General features: G+C 36.8%; 29 protein-coding genes. 24 read left to right on the forward strand and 5 right to left on the reverse strand.

Going from position 1 to position 21779, the window contains the following annotated elements:
• Positions 1–3: 3 nt before the first annotated feature.
• Positions 4–405: an SA1362 family protein gene (locus tag JFT89_RS27150; protein WP_002015046.1), complete on the reverse strand. Its 402-nt coding sequence runs from the start codon at positions 403–405 to the stop codon at positions 4–6.
• A gap of 79 nt (positions 406–484) precedes the next feature.
• A complete protein-coding gene (locus JFT89_RS27155) occupies positions 485–1405 on the reverse strand; it encodes a DUF1385 domain-containing protein (protein WP_002015047.1) in 921 nt (306 codons plus the stop codon).
• 244 nt (positions 1406–1649) lie between these two features.
• Here JFT89_RS27155 and JFT89_RS27160 point away from each other — a divergent pair, with 244 nt between their 5' ends.
• Genes JFT89_RS27160 through efp form a run of 4 tightly spaced genes read left to right on the forward strand, consistent with a single transcriptional unit; the run spans position 1650 to position 4276 of the window.
• On the forward strand, positions 1650–2135 hold the full coding sequence (locus JFT89_RS27160; protein WP_002015048.1) for a YqhR family membrane protein: 486 nt from the start codon (positions 1650–1652) through the stop codon (positions 2133–2135).
• Positions 2136–2190: 55 nt separating this feature from the next.
• On the forward strand, positions 2191–2631 hold the full coding sequence (gene aroQ / locus JFT89_RS27165; RefSeq protein WP_002015049.1) for a type II 3-dehydroquinate dehydratase: 441 nt from the start codon (positions 2191–2193) through the stop codon (positions 2629–2631).
• A gap of 4 nt (positions 2632–2635) precedes the next feature.
• On the forward strand, positions 2636–3697 hold the full coding sequence (gene pepQ / locus JFT89_RS27170; protein WP_002015050.1) for a Xaa-Pro dipeptidase: 1062 nt from the start codon (positions 2636–2638) through the stop codon (positions 3695–3697).
• 21 nt (positions 3698–3718) lie between these two features.
• A complete protein-coding gene (gene efp, locus JFT89_RS27175; protein ID WP_002015051.1) occupies positions 3719–4276 on the forward strand; it encodes an elongation factor P in 558 nt (185 codons plus the stop codon).
• Positions 4277–4311: 35 nt separating this feature from the next.
• Here efp and JFT89_RS27180 read toward each other — a convergent pair whose 3' ends face one another.
• Both JFT89_RS27180 and JFT89_RS27185 read right to left on the reverse strand, forming a co-directional pair.
• A complete protein-coding gene (locus JFT89_RS27180) occupies positions 4312–4632 on the reverse strand; it encodes a hypothetical protein (protein ID WP_002015052.1) in 321 nt (106 codons plus the stop codon).
• On the reverse strand, positions 4613–5194 hold the full coding sequence (locus JFT89_RS27185; protein WP_002067098.1) for a GNAT family N-acetyltransferase: 582 nt from the start codon (positions 5192–5194) through the stop codon (positions 4613–4615). The genes JFT89_RS27180 and JFT89_RS27185 overlap by 20 nt, the downstream gene beginning before the upstream one ends.
• Before the next feature lie 178 nt (positions 5195–5372).
• Here JFT89_RS27185 and JFT89_RS27190 point away from each other — a divergent pair, with 178 nt between their 5' ends.
• From JFT89_RS27190 to JFT89_RS27230, 9 genes are read left to right on the forward strand one after another with little or no spacing between them, the layout of a single operon-like run.
• Positions 5373–5654, forward strand: a complete 282-nt coding sequence (locus tag JFT89_RS27190) for a YqhV family protein (RefSeq protein WP_000816054.1) — start codon at positions 5373–5375, stop codon at positions 5652–5654.
• A gap of 27 nt (positions 5655–5681) precedes the next feature.
• Positions 5682–6608, forward strand: coding sequence for a stage III sporulation protein AA (gene spoIIIAA, locus JFT89_RS27195; protein ID WP_002067099.1), 927 nt, complete (start codon positions 5682–5684; stop codon positions 6606–6608).
• Positions 6602–7117, forward strand: coding sequence for a stage III sporulation protein SpoIIIAB (gene spoIIIAB, locus JFT89_RS27200; RefSeq protein WP_002088574.1), 516 nt, complete (start codon positions 6602–6604; stop codon positions 7115–7117). The genes spoIIIAA and spoIIIAB overlap by 7 nt, the downstream gene beginning before the upstream one ends.
• Positions 7118–7131: 14 nt before the next feature.
• On the forward strand, positions 7132–7335 hold the full coding sequence (spoIIIAC, locus tag JFT89_RS27205; protein ID WP_000020914.1) for a stage III sporulation protein AC: 204 nt from the start codon (positions 7132–7134) through the stop codon (positions 7333–7335).
• A 23-nt stretch (positions 7336–7358) separates the two neighbouring features.
• Positions 7359–7742, forward strand: coding sequence for a stage III sporulation protein AD (gene spoIIIAD, locus JFT89_RS27210; protein ID WP_078172833.1), 384 nt, complete (start codon positions 7359–7361; stop codon positions 7740–7742).
• Positions 7743–7752: 10 nt separating this feature from the next.
• The gene (spoIIIAE, locus tag JFT89_RS27215) at positions 7753–8925 is read left to right on the forward strand and encodes a stage III sporulation protein AE (RefSeq protein WP_002067101.1); all 1173 of its coding nucleotides are present in this window, start codon (positions 7753–7755) and stop codon (positions 8923–8925) included.
• Positions 8926–8937: 12 nt separating this feature from the next.
• A complete protein-coding gene (spoIIIAF, locus tag JFT89_RS27220) occupies positions 8938–9570 on the forward strand; it encodes a stage III sporulation protein AF (protein ID WP_002015059.1) in 633 nt (210 codons plus the stop codon).
• A complete protein-coding gene (gene spoIIIAG / locus JFT89_RS27225; RefSeq protein ID WP_002067103.1) occupies positions 9560–10222 on the forward strand; it encodes a stage III sporulation protein AG in 663 nt (220 codons plus the stop codon). The genes spoIIIAF and spoIIIAG overlap by 11 nt, the downstream gene beginning before the upstream one ends.
• 15 nt (positions 10223–10237) lie before the next feature.
• Positions 10238–10894: a SpoIIIAH-like family protein gene (locus JFT89_RS27230; RefSeq protein WP_002067104.1), complete on the forward strand. Its 657-nt coding sequence runs from the start codon at positions 10238–10240 to the stop codon at positions 10892–10894.
• Between the two features lie 58 nt (positions 10895–10952).
• Here the strand turns inward: JFT89_RS27230 and JFT89_RS27235 are convergent, their stop codons facing one another.
• Positions 10953–11150, reverse strand: coding sequence for a hypothetical protein (locus tag JFT89_RS27235; RefSeq protein WP_012261697.1), 198 nt, complete (start codon positions 11148–11150; stop codon positions 10953–10955).
• Between the two features lie 470 nt (positions 11151–11620).
• Between JFT89_RS27235 and accB the strand changes: the two genes are divergently transcribed.
• The 11 genes from accB (at position 11621) to argR (ending at position 21652) form a co-directional block, all read left to right on the forward strand.
• The gene (gene accB / locus JFT89_RS27240; RefSeq protein ID WP_016096122.1) at positions 11621–12109 is read left to right on the forward strand and encodes an acetyl-CoA carboxylase biotin carboxyl carrier protein; all 489 of its coding nucleotides are present in this window, start codon (positions 11621–11623) and stop codon (positions 12107–12109) included.
• A 16-nt stretch (positions 12110–12125) separates the two neighbouring features.
• Entirely contained in the window at positions 12126–13478 is a 1353-nt protein-coding gene (gene accC / locus JFT89_RS27245) for an acetyl-CoA carboxylase biotin carboxylase subunit (RefSeq protein ID WP_002067079.1), read from the forward strand.
• A 22-nt stretch (positions 13479–13500) separates the two neighbouring features.
• Positions 13501–13893 carry an Asp23/Gls24 family envelope stress response protein gene (locus tag JFT89_RS27250; RefSeq protein WP_000807630.1) on the forward strand — a complete coding sequence of 131 codons (393 nt, stop codon included), beginning with the start codon at positions 13501–13503 and terminating at the stop codon, positions 13891–13893.
• A 348-nt stretch (positions 13894–14241) separates the two neighbouring features.
• Entirely contained in the window at positions 14242–14634 is a 393-nt protein-coding gene (nusB, locus tag JFT89_RS27255) for a N utilization substance protein NusB (protein WP_002067080.1), read from the forward strand.
• Positions 14635–14657: 23 nt separating this feature from the next.
• Entirely contained in the window at positions 14658–15518 is an 861-nt protein-coding gene (gene folD / locus JFT89_RS27260; RefSeq protein WP_002067081.1) for a bifunctional methylenetetrahydrofolate dehydrogenase/methenyltetrahydrofolate cyclohydrolase FolD, read from the forward strand.
• Positions 15519–15544: 26 nt separating this feature from the next.
• Positions 15545–16903, forward strand: coding sequence for an exodeoxyribonuclease VII large subunit (xseA, locus tag JFT89_RS27265; protein WP_002015068.1), 1359 nt, complete (start codon positions 15545–15547; stop codon positions 16901–16903).
• Positions 16893–17123 (forward strand): exodeoxyribonuclease VII small subunit, encoded by a 231-nt coding sequence (xseB, locus tag JFT89_RS27270; protein WP_000428422.1) that lies wholly within the window; start codon positions 16893–16895, stop codon positions 17121–17123. The genes xseA and xseB overlap by 11 nt, the downstream gene beginning before the upstream one ends.
• Positions 17123–18016, forward strand: coding sequence for a (2E,6E)-farnesyl diphosphate synthase (ispA, locus tag JFT89_RS27275; protein ID WP_002067082.1), 894 nt, complete (start codon positions 17123–17125; stop codon positions 18014–18016). Before xseB ends, ispA begins: the two co-directional genes overlap by 1 nt.
• 308 nt (positions 18017–18324) lie before the next feature.
• Entirely contained in the window at positions 18325–20217 is a 1893-nt protein-coding gene (dxs, locus tag JFT89_RS27280; protein WP_002067083.1) for a 1-deoxy-D-xylulose-5-phosphate synthase, read from the forward strand.
• A 3-nt stretch (positions 20218–20220) separates the two neighbouring features.
• Positions 20221–21060: a TlyA family RNA methyltransferase gene (locus JFT89_RS27285; RefSeq protein WP_002067084.1), complete on the forward strand. Its 840-nt coding sequence runs from the start codon at positions 20221–20223 to the stop codon at positions 21058–21060.
• 142 nt (positions 21061–21202) lie between these two features.
• Positions 21203–21652: an arginine repressor ArgR gene (gene argR, locus JFT89_RS27290; RefSeq protein ID WP_002015076.1), complete on the forward strand. Its 450-nt coding sequence runs from the start codon at positions 21203–21205 to the stop codon at positions 21650–21652.
• Positions 21653–21779: the final 127 nt, after the last annotated feature.

The raw sequence follows: 21779 nt of genomic DNA on the forward strand, positions 1-21779 counted from the left end.
TTCCTAAAAGGAAGCACGGTCTTTCTTTTTGTTTTTTTTACCTTCAATGACAGTTAAATGAGATTGTTTTCTTTTTCTTTTCAACGATGGAGAATTACCCTTTTTCCCCTTGTCATCAGAAGCATTTCGTTTCAAGAAAGAATTGCTTAGGGGTGCTACATTTTGTTTCCCGTGTTTGCGGTTCGATTGTTTCGCTGCACGCTTATATGAGCTTTGCGAATTTGCAGAACCACTAGAGTTTGTAAACATTTTGTAGAGTAAGTAAAAGATACCGACGACAGCTAACATGATACCAATGTTTTTCAATACTTCCATTGGGTTTGTAATAACAGATGAAACAAGGCCGAATATTGCCAATCCGATAATAAGCACAAATATAGCGAATGTAAACGAACGACCGTTCATAAGGGACACCTCCTAAAAACATATATTAAAATTAGTATATTAACGATGAGGAAAGGAGTTGAACACCATTTTTAAATAATTATTGTTTGTTTTCTAAACGTAATAATTCTTCAAACGATGCGATTGCAACTTCCGCTTGATCATCTGTTGGTTCTTTCGTTGTTAATAGTTGCAGCCATAATCCTGGATATCCAAGTACTCGTAAAACAGGGACATCTCGTAATCGATTGGTAAATTGTAATACTTCAAAAGAAATACCGAGAACAACTGGAATTAATAAAATTCGGTTTACTACCCTTGCCCAAAGCGGATCTGTAGGGACGAGGAAATAGACAAACATTCCAATAATGACTGTAAATATAATAAAGCTACTGCCACAGCGATAATGGAGGCGAGTTTGCTTTTGAACATTTTCTACAGTCAGTGGAAGATTATTCTCATAAGCATTGATTACTTTATGTTCCGCACCGTGGTACTGAAATACCCGCTTAATAAGTGGGGTTAAAGAAATGAAGTATATATAGCTCAATAATAGCATGAGCTTAATGACACTTTCGACAATGATTTGCCCTGTATGAGATGGGAAAATCGGTCTCGTTAATTCAGCTAAAAGTGCAGGAACTGCTGTGAAAATTACTTTACCGAATATGAACGATAAAACACCAACTGCTGCAACTCCTAATACCATCGTTAATTTTGATTGTTCTTCTTTTTTATTTGCAAGTTGTTCATCTTCTTCTGGGTGGACATCAAATCGTTCTGAAGCAAAGTTTAAATGTTTCGCTCCATTCGCACTTGCATCCACAATAGCGGCAATACCTCGTAAAAATGGAATTTTCTTTAGTAGAGACAATGCTTTATTACGAACGCGTGGTAAACGATAAAATTCAATCGATTTATCTTTACGACGAACCGCTGTAACAGTATATTCTCTACCACCAAACATAACTCCTTCTATGACTGCCTGCCCGCCATATATTTGTTTTGACTCTTCTGCCATGTTAACACCAACCTGTATTTGTTTCTCTCTTATGTAGAAAAAGAGGCAATTGTCATACTTGGTTTTGTCATCTTGAAATAAGACAATCACCGAGTTTCCTTTATTTTATCGACAAATACAGGCAGATGACAAGGGAAAATGTTACGAGAGTCGGACATTTCTTATTCTTTTTATAGACAAATTTTGCAGGATTTAAACATGCCTCAAAATAGTTTCGGGCATACTAGTGAGCGGAGGTGTCAATGTGAATCAAGAACAATCAACAATAAGAAACTTTGTACAAATTGGTTTATTTGGTGGCTTATTTTGGGGAGGTATATGGTATTTCCTTCATATATTCTCATTTACAGAAGCTGGACCTAACTATTTACTTTTACCGTTTGCATTTGGAGATTGGAAAGAAGGGGTTTGGGGAAATGTACTAGGTATCGTTTGTATGGGACTTCTTTCAATTTTAGTGGCATTTCTCTATAAAGCCCTTTTTAAAAAGTTTGAAGGAGTATTCCCTGGCGTACTATACGGTTTGTTTTGGTGGGCATTATTATTTTTGGGGATGGGGCTAATGGCACCTGTTATTAAAAGTGCACTCCATTTACCGAAAGAAACAATTGTAACGACAATATGTATCTTTATATTATATGGTGTTTTTATTTCGTATTCTGTAGCATTCGAATCGAATAATACAAATAGAGGAGAAGGGGTCGAGAAGACAAACTATTCAAATAAGTGATTCCTATGTTAAAATGTCGTATAGACATTTTTTAATATTAAGGAGTTTTAAGAAAATGAAAAAGTTACTCCTCGTAAATGGTCCTAACCTAAATCGCCTTGGCGTTAGGGAAGTAAATGTATACGGAAAAGGAACGTTAGCGACGCTTGAAACAGATATGAAACACGAAGCAGAGAAAATGGGAGTGGAGTTAGAATGTTTCCAATCGAATCATGAAGGTGCTATTATCGATCGTCTTCATGAGGCTGAAGATATATATGAAGGGATCATTTTAAATCCTGGAGCATTTACGCATTATAGCTATGCGATTCGAGATGCAATTGCGAGCATTTCGATTCCTGTTATTGAAGTACATATTTCTAACATTCACCAGCGTGAATCGTTCCGTCACGAATCTGTGACGGCGGCTGTTTGTGCGGGACAAATTGTTGGATTTGGTTTTTATGGCTATAAGTTAGCGTTATTTGCATTAATGGAGAAATTGAGGGAGGCATAAAGTAATGGAAAAGATCGAGAGATTAAGAAGTGCGTTTGATGAGGCTGGTATTGACGGTATCGTATTAACGAATGAACATAGCCGTAGATATATGGCGAATTTCACAGGAACAGCTGGTGTTGTACTAATTTCAAAAGAGCGTGCTCTATTTATTACAGATTTCCGTTATGTAGAGCAAGCTAGTAAGCAAGCGGTTGGATACGAAATAGTGCAGCATGCAGGATTAATTCTTGATGAAGTTGCGAAACAAGTTAAAGAACTTGGAATTCAAAAGCTAGGATTTGAGCAAGATACTCTTACATATAGCTCTTACGTAACGCATAATGAAGCGATCGAAGCTGAATTCATCCCAACTTCTGGGCTTGTAGAAAAGTTACGCTTGATAAAGACTGATTCAGAGATTAAGATATTAAAGGAAGCTGCACAGATTGCAGATGCTGCCTTTGAGCATATTCTATCATTCATTCGCCCGGGAGTATCTGAAATTGAAGTGTCAAATGAACTTGAATTTTTCATGAGAAAACAAGGAGCAACATCTTCTTCGTTTGATATTATCGTTGCTTCAGGTCTTCGTTCGGCATTACCGCACGGCGTGGCATCTGAAAAAGTGATAGAAAAAGGAGATTTCGTTACATTAGACTTCGGCGCTTATTACAAAGGATATTGCTCTGATATTACTCGTACGATTGCAGTCGGTGAACCATCTGATAAATTAAAAGAAATTTATAATATCGTTTTAGAAGCACAACTACGTGGTGTGAACGGTATTAAAGCTGGTTTAACGGGTCGTGAGGCTGATGCATTAACGCGTGATTACATAACGGAAAAAGGATATGGTGAATACTTCGGACACTCTACTGGTCATGGAATCGGTCTTGAAATCCATGAAGCACCAGGTTTAGCGTTCCGTTCTGATACAGTACTTGAACCAGGTATGGCTGTAACAGTAGAACCAGGTATTTATATTCCAGGTGTTGGCGGGGTACGTATTGAAGATGATATCATTGTAACAAGTGAAGGTAATGAAGTAATAACGAAATCACCAAAAGAACTTATTATTTTGTAATACACAGGAGGATTTTTTTACATGATTTCAGTAAACGATTTTCGTACAGGTTTAACAATTTCAGTGGACAATGCCCTTTGGCAAGTAATGGATTTCCAACACGTAAAGCCAGGTAAAGGTGCTGCATTCGTTCGCTCTAAACTACGTAACCTTCGCACAGGATCTGTTCAAGAGAAAACATTCCGTGCAGGTGAAAAAGTAGAAAAAGCACACATCGAAAACCGTCGTATGCAATACTTATACGCGAGCGGTGAGTCTCACGTATTTATGGATAACGAAACTTATGAGCAAATCGAACTTGGCGAAAACCAAATCGAGCGCGAATTAAAATTCTTAAAAGAAAACATGGGAGTATCTATTATGACATACCAAGATGAAGTACTTGGTGTTGAACTTCCGAACACAGTTGAATTAGCAGTGTCAGAAACAGAGCCTGGTATTAAAGGTGACACAGCTTCTAACGTAACAAAACCAGCTAAATTAGAAACTGGTCTTGTTGTACAAGTACCAATCTTCATTAACGAAGGCGAAATGCTTATCATCAACACTGGTGAAGGTAAATACGTTTCTCGTGCATAGTAGAAAAGCACTCGTGATTATCACGAGTGCTTTTTTTATAGGAAGTAGGGAAGATAGTAAATTGCGGTTATAACAAAACTAACTGTGACGAGTGAAAGGGTACCCATAATATATGGAGTCAAAACAATTTGAAACGGGCGTATTTCACCAGTTTCAATACCGGTAAAAGTTTTATTCGTTACATGATCCATATTGTTATTTCTAAAGTTACTCATAATAATTAACCACGTAATTGCAAATATTGCTAGACTGCCAAGGAAAAAGCTCTCCATAAATGACCAGCCAACCATTTTTGAAAAAAGATAAATAATAGCTAATTCTACTACAATTGTTAAACTAATTTTCAATCCCTTCATATTTTCCCCCCTCATTTTGTACTTTCAACCAATTTGAAAATTTTTCGCATGATACAACATGCAGTACGCAAGGTGATTTTACTTCTTTTTCTAAAGCAGCATGTACGTCTAGAAATTGTTTTTCCACATGTAATGAAATGTAAGGTAGTTTCTCTTGTGCTTTTAAAGAGCGAATGTTAGTCGTTTTAGCACCGGCAAATACGTATGTAAGTTGCAAGTCTAAAAAAGCGATTTTAAAGATCTCTTTTTTAGCAGATTCGTTATATCCTCTTCCCCAATATTGATAGCCGAGCCAACTTCCAATATGTGAGTGCTTTTTTTCGTAATTAATATGTTTAAGTGTCGTGAGGCCAATTATTTCATTTTCCTCACTTACAATCACTCTTGATAAGGAGTGTTTTTTTCGTTCCTCTCCAATTGCAAAAAGAATGAACGCCTTTGTATCTTCCACTGATTCTACTTTTATCCCTAATGCATTTTTTACATGTGGATTGCTTGATAGCTCAAAAATCACATTTGCATATCGTAAATCGAGCGGTAATAAAGTAACTTGCTTCATCATCTATGCTCCTTTTCTATTAAATATACCATAAATTAATTGGAATATTCAGTTTTAAATCAAGTCGATAGAGAAAAATTATGTTTTTACTTCTGAAATAGACAACCTCTGCATATGGTTGTACAAATATATTCTTTTTCAGAATAAGGAAGTAGTAACTGTTATGGGAGAAGGTGGGAGAATGAAACAGTGGCTAGCGGCAATGGAAACATCCGTGCTTGTTATGGGGTTACTTCGGTTGTTTTCAGGAAGCGCGGAAATATTCGCCGCTTTGCTTATGCTTTACGTGAATGATGCAAAGAAAGCATTGTTTATAAATGGTATGTTGGCGTTTGTTGGACCGACCGTATTAATTTTAACAATGACAATTGGCATAGCGAGTGTAGCAAGTGAGATTTCTTTCTTGAAACTCTTTTTTCTAGCACTTGGAATTGGCTGCATTTTTATCGCGTTGTTGAAATAGTAAGTCGAGTATAGTGGGGAGAAGCTTATGAAAGAAGTATTAGAAGTTTTACCGAAAACGATGAAACAGTTAGTTGAAGGTTGTAAGCAATACGATACTCTAGAGGAAATTCGCGTTCGAATTGGAAGGCCACTAGAGTGTATTGCACATGGAGAAGTGTTTTTCTATGACTATATCGCTACAGCGGAAGATGCAATCCATTTATTGAATAAATTAAGTCAATTCTCAATTTATACGATGGAAGAGGAATTGAAACGTGGATATGTGACACTACGAGGAGGACATAGAATTGGCCTAGCTGGAAAAGTCATTACAGAAAAAAGTACAGTGAAAATGATTCGGGATGTCTCTTCTTTTAATATTCGTATTGCCCGTCAAAAAATAGGGATTGCTGAGCCGCTTCTGCCATATCTTTATGAATCGCGATGGTTAAACACGATGGTAATCGGCCCACCGCAAACGGGGAAAACAACACTTTTAAGAGATGTAGCACGCTGTATGAGTCAAGGTGTAAGTGCTTCGAAAATTCCTTCATGTAAAGTGGGGATTGTTGATGAACGATCAGAAATTGCGGGCTGTGTGAAAGGAATCCCGCAATATGACTTTGGCGTGCGAGTAGATGTATTAGACGCTTGTCCAAAAGCTGAAGGAATGATGATGATGATTCGTTCTATGAGCCCAGACATATTAATCGTAGATGAAATTGGACGTAAAGAAGATAGTGAAGCGATTATGGAGGCGGTACATGCAGGTGTTCAGCTTTTTATAAGTGCACATGGATTTTCTTATGATGATGTTGTGAAACGTCCATCGTTACAGGCGGTGCTGGAACTTGGTGTATTTGATAGGTTTGTGGAATTATCAAAAGCGAGAGGGCCAGGAACGGTTATGCAAGTGAAAGATAAATATGGAAAATCAGTATTACCTCATAGAAAGGCTCAAGGCGTATGGTGAAAATATTTGGTGCGGTATTAATAGTTGCTGTTAGCACTTTTTTCGGATTTTCATACGCTAAAAGGTACAGTGAGAGACCGCGGCAACTTAGGTTATTGAAGGCAGCATTGCAATCATTAGAAGCTGAAATTATGTATGGACACACGCCGTTATCTGAGGCTGCAGAGCGTTTAGTCAAACAAATGCCGAAGCCGTTAAATTGGATATTTCAAAGCTTTTCGAAACGGCTAGAGGACGGGGAGCAAACAGTTAGAGAAGCTTGGATTGATAGTTTGAAGGAGAACTGGACGTTAACGGCGTTTAAACAAACCGAGTATGAAATCTTACAACAATTTGGTGAAACACTTGGACAACATGATCGTGAATCACAGCAAAAACATATTCGCTTATGTATTACACATTTGGAGAGAGAAGAAGGAGAAGCGAAAGCATTACAACTACAATATGAAAAAATGATAAAGAGTTTAGGGGTACTAGCAGGGCTACTTATCGTAATTTTACTGCTATAGGGGGGAGAAAGGCGATGTCCATTGATGTTGGATTAATATTTCAAATCGCCGGAATCGGCATTGTTTTAGCTTTCATTCATACTGTACTAAAAGAATTAAAGCGAGAGGATATTGCAAATTGGGTTATCCTTGTCGGTTTTGTCGTTATTTTGTTTCATGTTGCATTTTTAATTAATACTCTATTCGACAAGATTAAAAGTGTCTTTCTCTTCCAGTAAAGGAGGCGGTTCGAATCGAAATTATACAAATTGTCGGATTAGGCCTCGTTGCTACATTTTTAGCTGCTGTTTTAAATCAGCATAAGTCTAGTATTACATCGTTATTTATTGTGTTCATTGGTAGCATGATGTTTCTTCTCTTAATCGATCAAATTCATTCTATTTTACAAATGATTGAGAGAGTGGCGAGTGAAGCGAAGGTTAGCAACGTATATGTAGAAACGTTATTGAAAATTATAGGGATTGCTTATATCGCTGAGTTTGGTGCGCAAATTACAAAGGATGCTGGTCAAGGTGCAATCGCTTCGAAAATTGAATTAGCTGGGAAAATCTTAATTCTCGTCATGGCAATTCCTATTTTGACGGTTGTAATTGAAACAATTCTCGGTTTTTTACCTACGGGATAAGGGGGAGTGAATGTTGAGGAAGTTTGGAGCTAAGCTATTATTTGCTTGCTTCCTTTTCTTTTCTTTACCGATTGTTGTACAAGCTTCTCCTATAGAAACAAACGTCGTTGATCAACAATTGGATAAGCTCGGAATTGAAGATGTGAAGCAATTTTGGGACGGGCTTGTTACAAAGTATGGAGGCTATTTACCAGAGAGTCAAAAAGGAAGCTTTATGGAGTTTGTAAAGGGAGAAAAAGAGTTCTCCATAAAAGAGTGGATGATAGGTCTACTAAAATATTTATTTCATGAGCTTGTTGCAAATGGAAAGTTACTTGGAACGCTCATTATGCTCACGATTTTCAGTGCATTGTTGCAATCGTTGCAATCTGCTTTTTCAAAGAGTAGCGTGAGTAAAATCGCTGATGCAGTCGTATACATGGTACTTATTATTTTCGCTTTAAATAGTTTTTATGTCGTTATGACATATGCAAGAGAGACGATACAAACAATGGTAGATTTTATACTAGCGTTATTACCAATTTTACTTGCACTCGTAGCAACAGGCGGCGGTGTTGTTTCTGTATCATTTTTTCATCCAATCATCATTTTCTTAATGAATACGAGTGGGCTTCTTATGAACTATATCGTTCTACCACTTTTATTACTTGCAACTATATTAAGTATTGTAAGCACGATGAGTGATCAATATAAAGTTACGAAATTGTCCAAGCTTTTGCAAAACGTTAGTGTGGGGATTATTGGTATCTTTTTGACGGTTTTTTTAGGCGTATTATCTGTACAGGGAACAGCGTCAGCCGTTGCTGATGGTATAGCTGTGAAAACGGCTAAATTTGTAACAGGAAACTTCATTCCTGTAGTAGGAAGGATGTTTACTGAGGCGGCGGATACTGTTATTAGTGCATCTGGATTATTAAAAAACACAGTCGGAATTATCGGGCTCGTTATTTTATGCTTAATTGTCGCTTTCCCAGCGATTCAAATTTTTTGTATCGCGTTTATTTATAAATTCGCAGCAGCAGTATTGCAACCAGTAGGCGGAGGAGCAATTATTCAATGTTTAGATATCATTGGACGAAGTATCATTTACGTATTTGCTTGCTTAGCTATCGTATCATTTATGTTCTTTTTAAGTATCACAATTATTATTGCTGCCGGGAACATTACTCTCATGATGCGGTAGGAGGTGAAGAGTATGCAATTTGTTACAGAGTGGATTAGAAATATTATCGTTTTTTTACTCTTAGCGACAATGCTTCATCTTATTCTTCCAAATTCAAATTTGCAAAAGTACGTTAAATTCGTTGTAAGTCTATTGTTAGTCGTATTAATTTTAACGCCTCTATTTAAGTTGTTACAAACAGATGTAAATGAAGTTATCGCAAATTTCAATGAAGAGAAGTACGTAGCAGACGGATCTGTAAAAAATTCGATAGATTCGAAGAAAAAAGAAATACAAGCTCTAACACGTGCATATAGTTTAGAAGAGATGGCTACCAAAATGAAAAAAGACGTAGGAAAAGAGTTTGAGAAAAAGTATGGTATGACAGTCTCTGAAATACAAATAGTTGCAGTGGAACATGCAGAAGAAGTAAAGTCAGCGAAAGATATTCAATCTGTTGTTGTGACGTTGAAAGAAAAAGAACGTAGTAAAAATGATGCAATCGAAACAGTAAAGCCCATTGAAATTAATATGAAAGAACCTCCAAAAAAAATAGAAGAAACGAATGTAGAAATGAAAGATTTCTTTTCAAGCAGGTGGCAACTAGAGGATAAACAAATCCAAGTTCAGATGGAAGGGAGGACAGGTAGCGTAAATGGACAATAAAGATAAAAATTCGAGGTTCTCATTTTTTCGAAACCTATTAAATGGGGATGGAAAAGAAAGTAATGAGAAGGGGAAAAAGGTAACACCTAAGTTTTTGCTTGTCCTACTCATACTTGGGATTGCGCTTATGTTTTCTAGTAATTACTTATCACCTAAAAAAGAAGAAGTGCCTGTGTTTAACGAAAAGACAAGTCAAAGCCAAGATAAAGATGTACCAACTTTCGGTCAAAAAAACAATGATAATATGTCAAATGTAGAAAAATACGAAAAAGCGTATGAACAAGAATTGAAAGCTTCTTTAGAAGAGATAGCCGGAGTAAAAGATGTAACTATTAAAGTGAACTTAGATTCATCTGAAGAAAAAATACTCGAGAAAAATACAGTAAAACGTTCACAAACGACAGGTGAAACTGATAAAGCAGGCGGGAAAAGGGAAGTAGAAGACGAGTCTCTTGATGAAAAGACAGTCATTATACGTGAAGGTGATAAAGAAACTCCAATTGTTTTGCGAACAGAGAAACCGAAAGTACGAGGTGTTCTGGTCGTAGCAAAGGGAGTGGATAATATACAAATAAAAGCAATGGTAAAAGAAGCTGTGACGCGATTATTAGATGTACCAGCTCATCGCGTTTCAGTATCACCGAAAAATTGATAGGGAGGAAATAAAGTGTTAAAAAAACAAACGGTTTGGCTATTAACGATGTTAAGTTTAGTGGTTGTACTATCTGTTTATTACGTAACAACTCCTGATAAAATGAATACAGCAGCACCGGCAACGGGTGAAAAGATGGGACAAGAAAAGCAAGGTGTTGATAAAGCAGTTACAAAAGAAACAACGAAAGAAACTACAAATAAAGAGACAACAAAAGAAAATACAAGCAAGGAAACTACAAATAAAGAAACAGACAAAAAAGAGAATGACAAAAAAGAAACAAGTAAAAAAGAGGCTAGCGTAACAGTTCAATCAAGCGATGAGAATTTTACAGCGCTACGTATGCAAATGGAAGATCAGCGTAGTGTAGAGAAAGAAAAGTTACAAAATGTAATGAAGTCATCAAAATCTTCAGCAGAAGAAAAGAGTAAAGCGAAAGATAATCTTGATGCCATCACTACGATGGAAACGAAGCAACAATTACTTGAGACAGTGATTAAATCTCAAGGCGGATATAAGGATGCTCTTGTAAGAGCTGATGGAACGGACATTAAAGTAACAGTTAAATCGGCAAAGCATTCACAAAAAGAAGCGAATAAAATTATTCAGCTTGTAAGAAGTGAAGGTGGTCCAAAAGATGTAGGTGTGAAATTTGATCCATCAGTAAAATAAATTGAAATTATAATAGGTGTTGCTGCTTCAAATTAGATAAAAGAATAATAGAAAAAAGCTATCGTTTTCGATAGCTTTTTTCTATTTCATCTTTGCAGTTGTATTTAGTATTTTCAATTGGAAACGGGGAAATACGCTGTGAGTAAAAGATTAATGGTTCGTGATGATGGTGATTAGTTTTTCCAGATTTGACGTGAATGAAGAGGACCAATGTCCAAATCACTACGGCAGGCAAGAACAGGATGAGCCATATCATATGTCCGCACCTCACTACAATAAATTTGCTACACTTTGAACATACTATTCTTTTATGAAGGAATAATGAACGGCGCGTAAACAAAAAATAATATTTGGTAAAAATATGTTTTTTTACCGTAGATAAAATGAAGAATGCTGAGGGAATTACGCTTTTACACTTTACAGTTTTGAAAAAGTAAAGAATGTTTTTTAGGAAGTGGTCTTGCCAATTTTGTGTGAAACTTGGTATTATTACTAGGTAATAATTTTTTGGTGGAATAATATTTTTACAGGAGTTTCGATTTATAATAAAGAAATATAAATTGGAATGTTTAAAAAATTTAGCGTAAGATGGGAATAGTAAATATTTCTATTAGTAAATGTCATAGGAATAAATTTTCTAATAGAATACATCGTATTTTTACAGTAAATCAGTTTGATGCCAATCTGTAAAAACGGGACAAACAAGAGTATGGGAGTGGATTTTACATGTTTAAAATTCAAGAAGTTCGTGAATTAATTAAATTAATTGATAGCTCTAATATTGATGAATTTGAATACAAAAAAGACGGTACAGCAATCAAAATGAAAAAACGTGGTAATGAAGTTGTTGCTGCGCAAGCACCGGTAACGAAACAGGTAGTACAACCAGCAGCATCTGTTGAAGTAGAAACAACAGTAGCGGCAGCGCAAGTAGAAGTGCAAAAACAAGAAGAGAAGAAAGTTGTTCAAGATGAAAACCTACATAAAATCACATCACCGATGGTAGGGACATTTTATTCCTCTTCTTCGCCTGATACACCTCAATATGTAAGTGTTGGGGACAGAGTATCGAAAGATTCTATCGTATGTATTGTTGAAGCTATGAAATTATTTAACGAAATTGACGCAGATGTAGAGGGCGAAATTGTTGAAATTCTTGTTAATAACGGACAGCTTGTTGAGTATGGACAACCGCTATTTCTTGTAAAAGCGTAATAAGGGAGTCTTTGTGATGATAAAAAAAGTATTAATAGCCAATCGTGGGGAAATTGCTGTACGAATTATTCGTGCTTGTAAAGAAATGGATATTGAAACAGTTGCAATTTATTCAGAAGCAGACAAAGAGTCACTTCATGTGCAAATTGCAGATGAAGCGTATTGTGTTGGACCAACGATTTCAAAAGAAAGCTATTTAAATTTGACGAACATTATTAGTGTTGCGAAATTAACAGGTTGTGATGCAATTCATCCGGGATATGGATTTTTAGCAGAGAATGCAGATTTTGCAGAATTATGCCGTGAGTGTAACTTGATTTTTATCGGTCCAAGCCCAGAAGCGATTTCAAAGATGGGCACAAAAGACGTTGCACGTGATACAATGAAAGAAGCAGGGGTTCCGATTGTACCAGGTTCACAAGGGATTATTAAAAATACCGAAGAAGCGATCGAGCTTGCTAATCAACTTGGATATCCAGTTATCATTAAAGCGACTGCAGGTGGCGGCGGAAAAGGTATTCGTGTTGCGCGCCATGAAGAAGAGCTTGTAAAAGGAATTCAAATTACACAGCAAGAAGCCAGTACCGCTTTTGGGAACCCTGGTGTATACTTGGAGAAGTACGTTGAAGATTTCCGCCATGTTGAGATTCAAATAATGGCAGATACACATGGAAATGCCATTCATTTAGGAGAGCGTGATTGTACAATTCAGCGCCGTCTGCAAAAACTATTAGAAGAAAGTCCATCACCTGCACTTGATGAGAATATTCGCAAGCAAATGGGTGACGCAGCAGTTAAAGCGGCGGTAGCGGTTGATTATACAGGTGCTGGTACGGTTGAGTTTATTTATGAATATAAAACGAAAAGCTTTTATTTCATGGAGATGAATACGAGAATCCAAGTTGAACATCCAGTTACTGAAATGGTAACAGGGATGGATTTAATTAAAGAACAAATTCTTGTTGCTTCTGGAGAAAAGTTATCGTTACAGCAAGAAGAAGTACAATTTAATGGTTGGGCAATGGAATGTCGAATTAATGCGGAAAACCCTGCCAAAAAATTTATGCCATCTCCAGGTAAAGTAGAAATGTACTTACCACCAGGCGGATTTGGTATTCGCGTCGATTCAGCTGTATATCCGGGATATTCAATACCACCTTTCTATGATTCGATGGTTGCTAAATTAATTGTTCACGGAAAAACACGTGAAGAGGCAATTGCAAAAATGAAGCGAGCGCTCAGTGAGTTTGTCATTGAAGGCGTACATACAACAATCCCGTTCCATTTGCAATTGCTAGAGCATCCTGATTTTGTAAAAGGTGAGTTTAACACGAAATTTTTGGAAGAGCATGAACTTGTGACGCAGTGATACATTAAAGGAGGTTTTTTTCATGGCTGAACATATGTTAGATATGGGTCAAGATACAACTCTTGGAAAAGTAGAAATTGCACCAGAAGTAATCGAAGTAATTGCAGGTATTGCAGCTGCTGAAGTAGAAGGTGTAGCGGCAATGCGTGGTAATTTTGCTACAGATGTTGTTGAGAAGTTAGGTAAGAAAAATCATGGTAAAGGTGTAAAGGTTGAATTAGCAAACGAAGATATTATTGTTGACCTTTATGTTGTGATGTATTTTGGTGTAGCAATTCCGGTTGTTGCACAAAAAATTCAAGACAATATTCGCCAAGCACTCTTTACAATGACAGGACTTGAGCCAAAAGAAGTGAACGTTCACATCGTTGGCGTAACATTCGAAACACAAAAAACAGAAATCGAACCAGTGTAAGAGTGGAAAAAGGTGCCTAGTAAAATAGGCATCTTTTTTATCGTTTCATTTCTTCACAAATTAAAACCCTCTAATTATTATACTATTTCAAAAAAAAAGAAAAATAAAACGGTACGTTTCATTTTTCCAAAAAACGTACATTGTGATAAGATATGGAACTTGAAGTTAATCTTTTTATTATTTTTCAGCCTTGTACCCCGTGTGTGAAACGATAAATTGTGTTATTATCATTGTATTATAAGGTTGGAAAATCAATGAAAACTGCAAGAGTAAGTGAATTGACGGCTTATAAATTATAATAATATAACAAAACATAAGGAAAGACTTGAAGTATAAAGGAGAGTTACAATGAAACGTAGGACGGCTAGAGAAAGAGCAATGCAAGCATTATACCAAATGGATATTACAGGTGAATTAGAACCGAAAGTAGCGGTGGAAAATACGCTAGATGAAGGCGAAGAAACAAATGAGTTTCTAGAATCACTTGTTGTAGGATTTGTAGACAACAAAGAAGAGATTGACGCAGCAATTCGTCAAAATTTAAAAAAGTGGAAGCTTGAGCGTATTAGTATTGTTGATCGCAGTATTTTACGTGTAGCTGTGTGTGAGATGAAATACATGGAAGAAATTCCGCACAATGTAACAATTAACGAAGCAATTGAAATCGCAAAAACATTTGGGGATGAGGAATCTCGTCGTTTTATTAACGGCGTTTTATCTAATATAAAAGATACACTGTAATTTCTTTAAGGGGGAAACTTAAAATGGTAGCAGTAATCATCAAAGGAAATGAAGTTGCGGAGAAAAAACGAGCACAATTAAAAGAAAAAGTTGTGAAGTTAAAAGAGCAAGGGATTGTACCAGGATTAGCAGTTATTTTAGTTGGAGAAGATCCAGCATCTCGTTCTTATGTAAAAGGAAAAGAAAAAGGCTGTGAGCAAGTAGGAATCTATTCAGAGCTAATTGAACTTCCTGAAACGATTACTGAGGAGCGTTTGCTTGCTGAAATCGATCGCTTAAATGGAGACGACCGCATTAATGGCATATTGGTACAATTACCTTTACCAAAACATATTGAAGAAAAAGCTATCATTGAAAGAATTTCACCGGAAAAGGATGTAGATGGATTTCACCCAATCAGCGTAGGACGTATGATGACGGGACAAGACACATTCCTTCCATGTACACCGCATGGCATTTTAGAATTAGTAAAAGAAACGAATCTTGATATTTCTGGAAAGCATGTTGTTGTAATTGGAAGAAGTAATATTGTTGGTAAACCAGTGGGGCAACTGTTTTTAAATGAAAATGCAACTGTCACATATTGTCATTCTAAGACGCAAAATATAAAAGAATTATCGAAGTTAGCTGATATTTTAATCGTAGCCGTTGGACGACCGAAAATGGTAACAGCTGACTATATTAAAGAGGGTGCGGTTGTAATTGATGTTGGTGTTAACCGTTTAGAAACAGGCAAACTTTGTGGTGATGTTGATTTTGACAATGTATTAGACGTTGCAGGTTACATTACGCCTGTGCCAAAAGGAGTCGGCCCAATGACTATTACAATGCTTCTTCACAACACTGTGGAGTCTGCAAAGCGTGCAGGTGTTGTTTGTCAATAATTTGAATCGGCTATGAGGAGAGAGAAATGGAGAAACAATATTTAACCGTTACAGCATTAACACGCTATATTAAAACAAAAATAGAGTATGATCCGCATTTACAGTCTGTTTGGTTAAAAGGAGAAATTTCCAACTTTAAATATCATAGTCGTGGTCATATGTATTTTACATTGAAAGATGAAAATGCAAGAATTGCAGCGGTTATGTTTGCGGGTCATAATCGTAACATTAAATTCAGACCGGAAAATGGAATGAAAGTACTTGTAAAAGGAAAGATTTCTGTTTACGAGGCGAGTGGTTCTTATCAAATTTATATTCAAGACATGCAGCCTGACGGAATTGGAAACTTGCATTTAGCTTATGAGCAATTAAAAGTTCGTTTAGAGGAAGAGGGCTTGTTTTCTCAAGTTTATAAAAAAATAATTCCTCCGTATGCTAAAACAATAGGTGTAATCACGTCGCCAACAGGAGCAGCAATTCGCGATATTATAACAACAATTAAACGTCGTTATCCAATTGGAAATGTTATTGTGTTTCCTGTACTTGTACAAGGGGAGTCAGCAGCTCCCTCGATTGTACAAGCGATTCGTACAGCGAATGAAATGGGAGATATTGATGTTTTAATTGTTGGACGTGGTGGAGGCTCTATTGAAGAATTATGGGCCTTTAATGAGGAAGTAGTTGCAAGAGAAATTTTCACAAGTGAGATTCCGATTATTTCGGCTGTAGGCCATGAAACAGATTTTACAATCGCAGATTTTGTCGCGGATTTACGTGCACCAACACCGACTGCAGCAGCTGAGCTGGCGGTACCTAATACTATAGAGTTACAAGAAAAGGTATTACAAAGAACTCTGAGATTGCAAAGAGCAATGAGAGAGAGAGTACATAAAAAAGAAGAAAAACTGCAAGTGTTACAAAAATCTTATGCGTTCCGTTATCCAAGGCAAGTGTACGAGCAAAAAGAAGAGCAGTTAGACAGGGCTCTTGAACAACTTGTTTTAGCGAAAGAGCGTTATATAGATAAAAAAGTAAATCAATTAAAGCAACTTTCATTTTATTTAGAAAAGCACCACCCATCTCAAAAAATTATACAAACGAAAACGGCAATTGAAACGTTGCAAAAGCAGTTGCAACGTGAAATGCAAACATTACTTCAAACGAAGGAGTTCGTATTTGTGAGAGCGGCTCAAAAGCTTGAGGTATTAAGCCCGCTTAAAGTAATGATGAGAGGGTATGGGCTTGTATACGATGAAGAGAAACAAGTATTAAAAAGCGTGAAAGATGTTAGCCTTGGAGATGCTGTTTCGGTTCAATTACAAGATGGAATACTAGATTGTAGCGTATCAAGCATAGAGGAGCGTGAATTGAATAATGGAAAATAAGTTAAGCTTTGAAGAAGCAATTTCGCAGCTTGAGCATCTCGTTTCTAAGCTTGAACAAGGTGATGTACCTTTAGAGGAAGCAATTTCTTATTTTAAGGAAGGCATGGAATTATCTAAGCTTTGTGATGAGAAATTGAAAGATGTACAAGAACAAATGGCAGTTATCCTTGGGGAAGATGGAGAGCTTAAACCGTTTACTGCTTTAGGAGATGAAGCATAGTGACACATATAGCTTTTGATGCTTTTTTGAAAGAGAGTAAAACTTTCGTAGAAGAAAATCTTGTAAGCTATGCAAATGAATTACAATGTCCAAATGTGCTTCGTGAAGCGATGGCATATTCTTTGGAAGCGGGTGGGAAACGTCTCCGCCCGTTACTTTTATTTGCAACGTTACAAGCGTTTGGGAAAGAAAGAAATCTTGGAGTGGGTGCAGCTTGTGCCCTTGAAATGATTCATACATATTCGTTAATTCATGATGATTTACCTTGTATGGATGATGATGATCTAAGACGAGGAAAGCCTACAAATCATAAAGTATTTGGTGAAGCAATGGCAGTTTTAGCGGGAGATGGTTTGTTGACATATGCTTTTCAAGTTATTATGGCATATGAGCAAAAAGAAATCTCTGCTGAAAAAAAAGTAAGACTTGTACTTGAGCTTGCGAAAGCAGCAGGACCTGAAGGAATGGTTGCTGGACAAGTGGCAGATATGGAAGCTGAAGGAAAACGACTTACAATTAATGAATTAGAGTACATTCATAATCATAAGACAGGTAAACTGCTTGAGTTTGCTGTACTTGCAGGCGCGATACTTTCTGATGCTACAGAAGAGCAAGAAGAGAAGTTACTTGCATTTGCGAAATATATCGGTCTAGCTTTCCAAATTAGAGATGATATTTTGGATGTAGAAGGAACAGAAGAAGAGATTGGAAAACCGATTGGTAGTGATGCTTCCAACGAGAAGAGCACATATACGACGTTATTTACTGTAGATAGAGCAAAATCTATTTTAGAGGAGAAAATTGCAAAAGCAAAAGATTCTATTAGCTCCTTACAATTACAAGATGAATATTTACTATCTATTTGTGATTTAATCGCAAAACGTAATAACTAATATAACAGCGTTTCCATTTGTTGAGTCATTCATCATTTTATGATATAAATGTAGGAAAAGGTTTTTCTTTTCTTGTTATTGGCAAAAATATATGTAGATTACATTGCCGTTATCACTTCGTGTTAGCGGCTATTTTTTTCATCACGTAAAGAAATATGATGTATAATATGATAAGTGAAAAAATGGAAGTGTTTTCTGAAAGCAGGACAAGATAAAAAGAATAGAAAAGATAATTTCTTGTGTTGTGTAAATGTTTCTTATAATATTTGACATGTTGACAGATTATGAAATGAAAGTGAGTGATCCATGTGGATCTAACGCAAATTCAAAACCCTAGTTTTTTGAAAGATATGTCTATCAGTGAACTAGAGGGGTTGAGTGAGGATATTCGTAAGTTTTTAATTGAAGAGCTCTCTCAAACAGGTGGACATATTGCACCTAATTTAGGTGTAGTAGAACTCACAATTGCTCTGCATAAATTATTTGATAGTCCGAAAGATAAGTTTTTATGGGACGTAGGACATCAATCCTATGTACATAAAATTTTAACAGGGCGTGCGAAAGAATTCGGCACATTAAGGCAATACCAAGGTCTATGTGGTTTTCCGAAACGCTGCGAGAGTGAGCATGATGTTTGGGAAACTGGTCATAGTTCAACGTCGTTATCTGCTGCAATGGGAATGGCTCTAGCACGTGATTTAAAGAAAACGGAAGAATACGTTATACCAATCATTGGCGATGGTGCATTAACAGGCGGAATGGCTTTAGAGGCATTGAACCACATTGGGCATGAAAAAACGGACATGATTGTTATTTTGAATGACAATGAAATGTCAATTGCACCAAACGTCGGTGCACTTCATAATGTACTTGGTCGTTTACGTACCGCAGGGAAGTACCATTGGGTAAAAGATGAACTAGAGTATATATTGAAGAAAATCCCAGCAGTCGGCGGGAAAGTTGCTGCGACAGCAGAGAAAATAAAAGATAGTCTAAAATATTTACTAGTATCAGGCGTCTTTTTTGAAGAATTAGGCTTTACATATTTAGGTCCGGTCGATGGGCATGATTATGAAAAGTTATTCGAAACGTTGCAATATGCAAAGAAAACAAAAGGCCCAGTACTTGTTCATGTTATTACGAAAAAAGGAAAAGGTTATAAACCAGCTGAAAGTGACGTTATTGGAACTTGGCATGGAACAGGACCTTATAAAATTGAGTCAGGTGACTTCGTTAAACCGAAGGAAGTTGCACCAGCATGGAGTGCTGTTGTTAGTGAAACAGTGCTTAAGCTAGCGAGAACGGATGAACGTATCGTTGCAATTACGCCTGCAATGCCTGTTGGATCGAAACTTGAGAAATTCCAAAAAGAATTTCCGGATCGCATGATTGATGTAGGTATTGCAGAGCAGCATGCTACAACAATGGCAGCTGGTATGGCAACACAAGGGATGAAGCCGTTCTTAGCAATTTATTCAACATTTTTACAAAGAGCATATGACCAAGTTGTTCATGATATTTGTCGTCAAAATTTAAATGTTTTCATTGGAATAGATCGCTCTGGATTAGTAGGAGCAGACGGTGAAACGCATCAAGGTGTATTTGACATCGCGTTTTTACGTCACTTGCCGAATATGGTGCTTATGATGCCGAAAGATGAAAATGAAGGTCAACATTTAGTATATACAGCGATGCAATACGAAGATGGACCGATTGCTTTACGTTATGCACGCGGAAATGGACTTGGCGTTCAAATGGATGAAGAATTAAAGGCGATTCCAATCGGTACATGGGAAACGTTAAAAGAAGGCACACAAGCAGCAATTTTAACGTTTGGTACGACAATCCCGATGGCAATGGAAGCAGCTGAGCGTCTTGAACAAGCTGGAGTATCAGTGAAAGTAGTGAATGCTCGCTTTATTAAGCCGATGGACGAAGCATATTTACATGAGCTTTTAGGGAAAAATATACCGATTTTAACGATTGAAGAGGCTTGTTTAATCGGTGGCTTTGGAACGGGAGTAGTTGAATTTGCTTCTGAGAACGGATACCATAGTGCTTTAATTGAACGAATGGGTATTCCTGATCGCTTCATAGAGCATGGTAGTGTAACAAAACTGTTAGAAGAAATTGGTTTAACAACAGATGCTGTTGTAGACCGTATTCATACAATGATTCCATCAAAACAAAAAAGGGCGTAACAAATGAGCGTAAAAAAAGAAAGAGTAGATGTACTATTAGTAGAGCGAGGACTTATAGAAACGCGTGAGAAGGCTAAACGTGCTGTTATGGCAGGTCTTGTATATGCGAATGAAATGAGACTCGATAAGCCAGGGGAGAAAATCTCACAAGATACGGAGATTACGGTGAAAGGGCAAGTCATGCCGTATGTAAGCCGTGGTGGTTATAAGCTTGAAAAGGCATTAGAAGCATTTCAACTTGATTTACAAGATAAAGTTATGATAGATATTGGTTCATCAACTGGTGGTTTTACAGACTGTGCGCTTCAAAATGGGGCGAAGTTATCTTATGCATTAGATGTAGGATATAATCAACTTGCGTGGAAATTGCGTCAAGATGAGCGTGTTGTTGTGATGGAACGAACGAACTTCCGTTACGTGACACCGGCAGATTTAGAGCGTGGTTTACCGCAGTTTGCAAGTATTGATGTTTCATTTATATCATTAAGGCTTATATTGCCGGTTTTAAAAACAATGCTTACGCCAAATGGTGATGTAGCTGCATTGATTAAACCTCAGTTTGAAGCTGGACGAGAACAAGTCGGGAAAAAAGGCATTGTTCGTGATAGAAAAGTACATGAAGCTGTCGTGGAAATGATTGTCGATTTTGCTCTTAAGGAAGGCTATAATGTCGAAGGTTTAACATTCTCACCAATTACAGGTGGGGATGGAAATATTGAATTTTTAATTCATCTAAAGTGGCACGGTGAGCGTGAGAATGGCGAAAATCATTCTCCGGTTTCTATTGAACAAGTTGTTACAGAAGCGCATAATGTTCTAAAACAAAAAGGGAAAGGGGAATAACATATGTTGTTCCTCTTTTTGTTGTAATCGTATAATTATTGTAAAAACAATTGTGTACAAGTAACGGATTATACGTTAACATAAATAAATGAAGTATACCAATGTTTAAACTATGGTAAGAGATAGTGTGAGGTGCAAATGTATGAATAAAGGTCAGCGCCATATTAAAATCAGGGAAATTATTGCGAACAAAGAAATTGAAACACAAGATGAACTAGTTGATATTTTACGTAATGTGGGGTTTAATGTAACGCAAGCAACAGTATCGCGCGATATTAAAGAACTGCACTTAGTGAAGGTGCCATTACATGATGGTCGCTATAAATATAGCTTGCCAGCAGATCAACGATTTAATCCGTTGCAAAAATTAAAACGAAATCTAGTGGATTCATTTGTAAAATTAGACACGGCAGGACATATGCTTGTGTTAAAAACATTGCCTGGTAACGCTCATTCACTTGGGGCACTTATTGATCATTTAGAGTGGGATGAGATAGTCGGAACCATTTGTGGTGATGATACTTGCTTAATTATTTGCCGTACACCTGAAGATACAGGTGTTGTCTCTGATCGTTTCTTAAATATGCTGTAACAGAAAAATCTTGTTTACTTTCCTCTGTAAAGTGGAAAGTAAACAAGATATTTTTATTGGCGTAAAATACGGATTTTCAAATACAATACATTATTTTTTTTGAATGAAGTTAGAAAATAGGTGGATT

Source organism: Bacillus sp. TH25, assembly GCF_016650935.1.
In the GTDB taxonomy this organism is placed as follows: domain Bacteria; phylum Bacillota; class Bacilli; order Bacillales; family Bacillaceae_G; genus Bacillus_A; species Bacillus_A mycoides.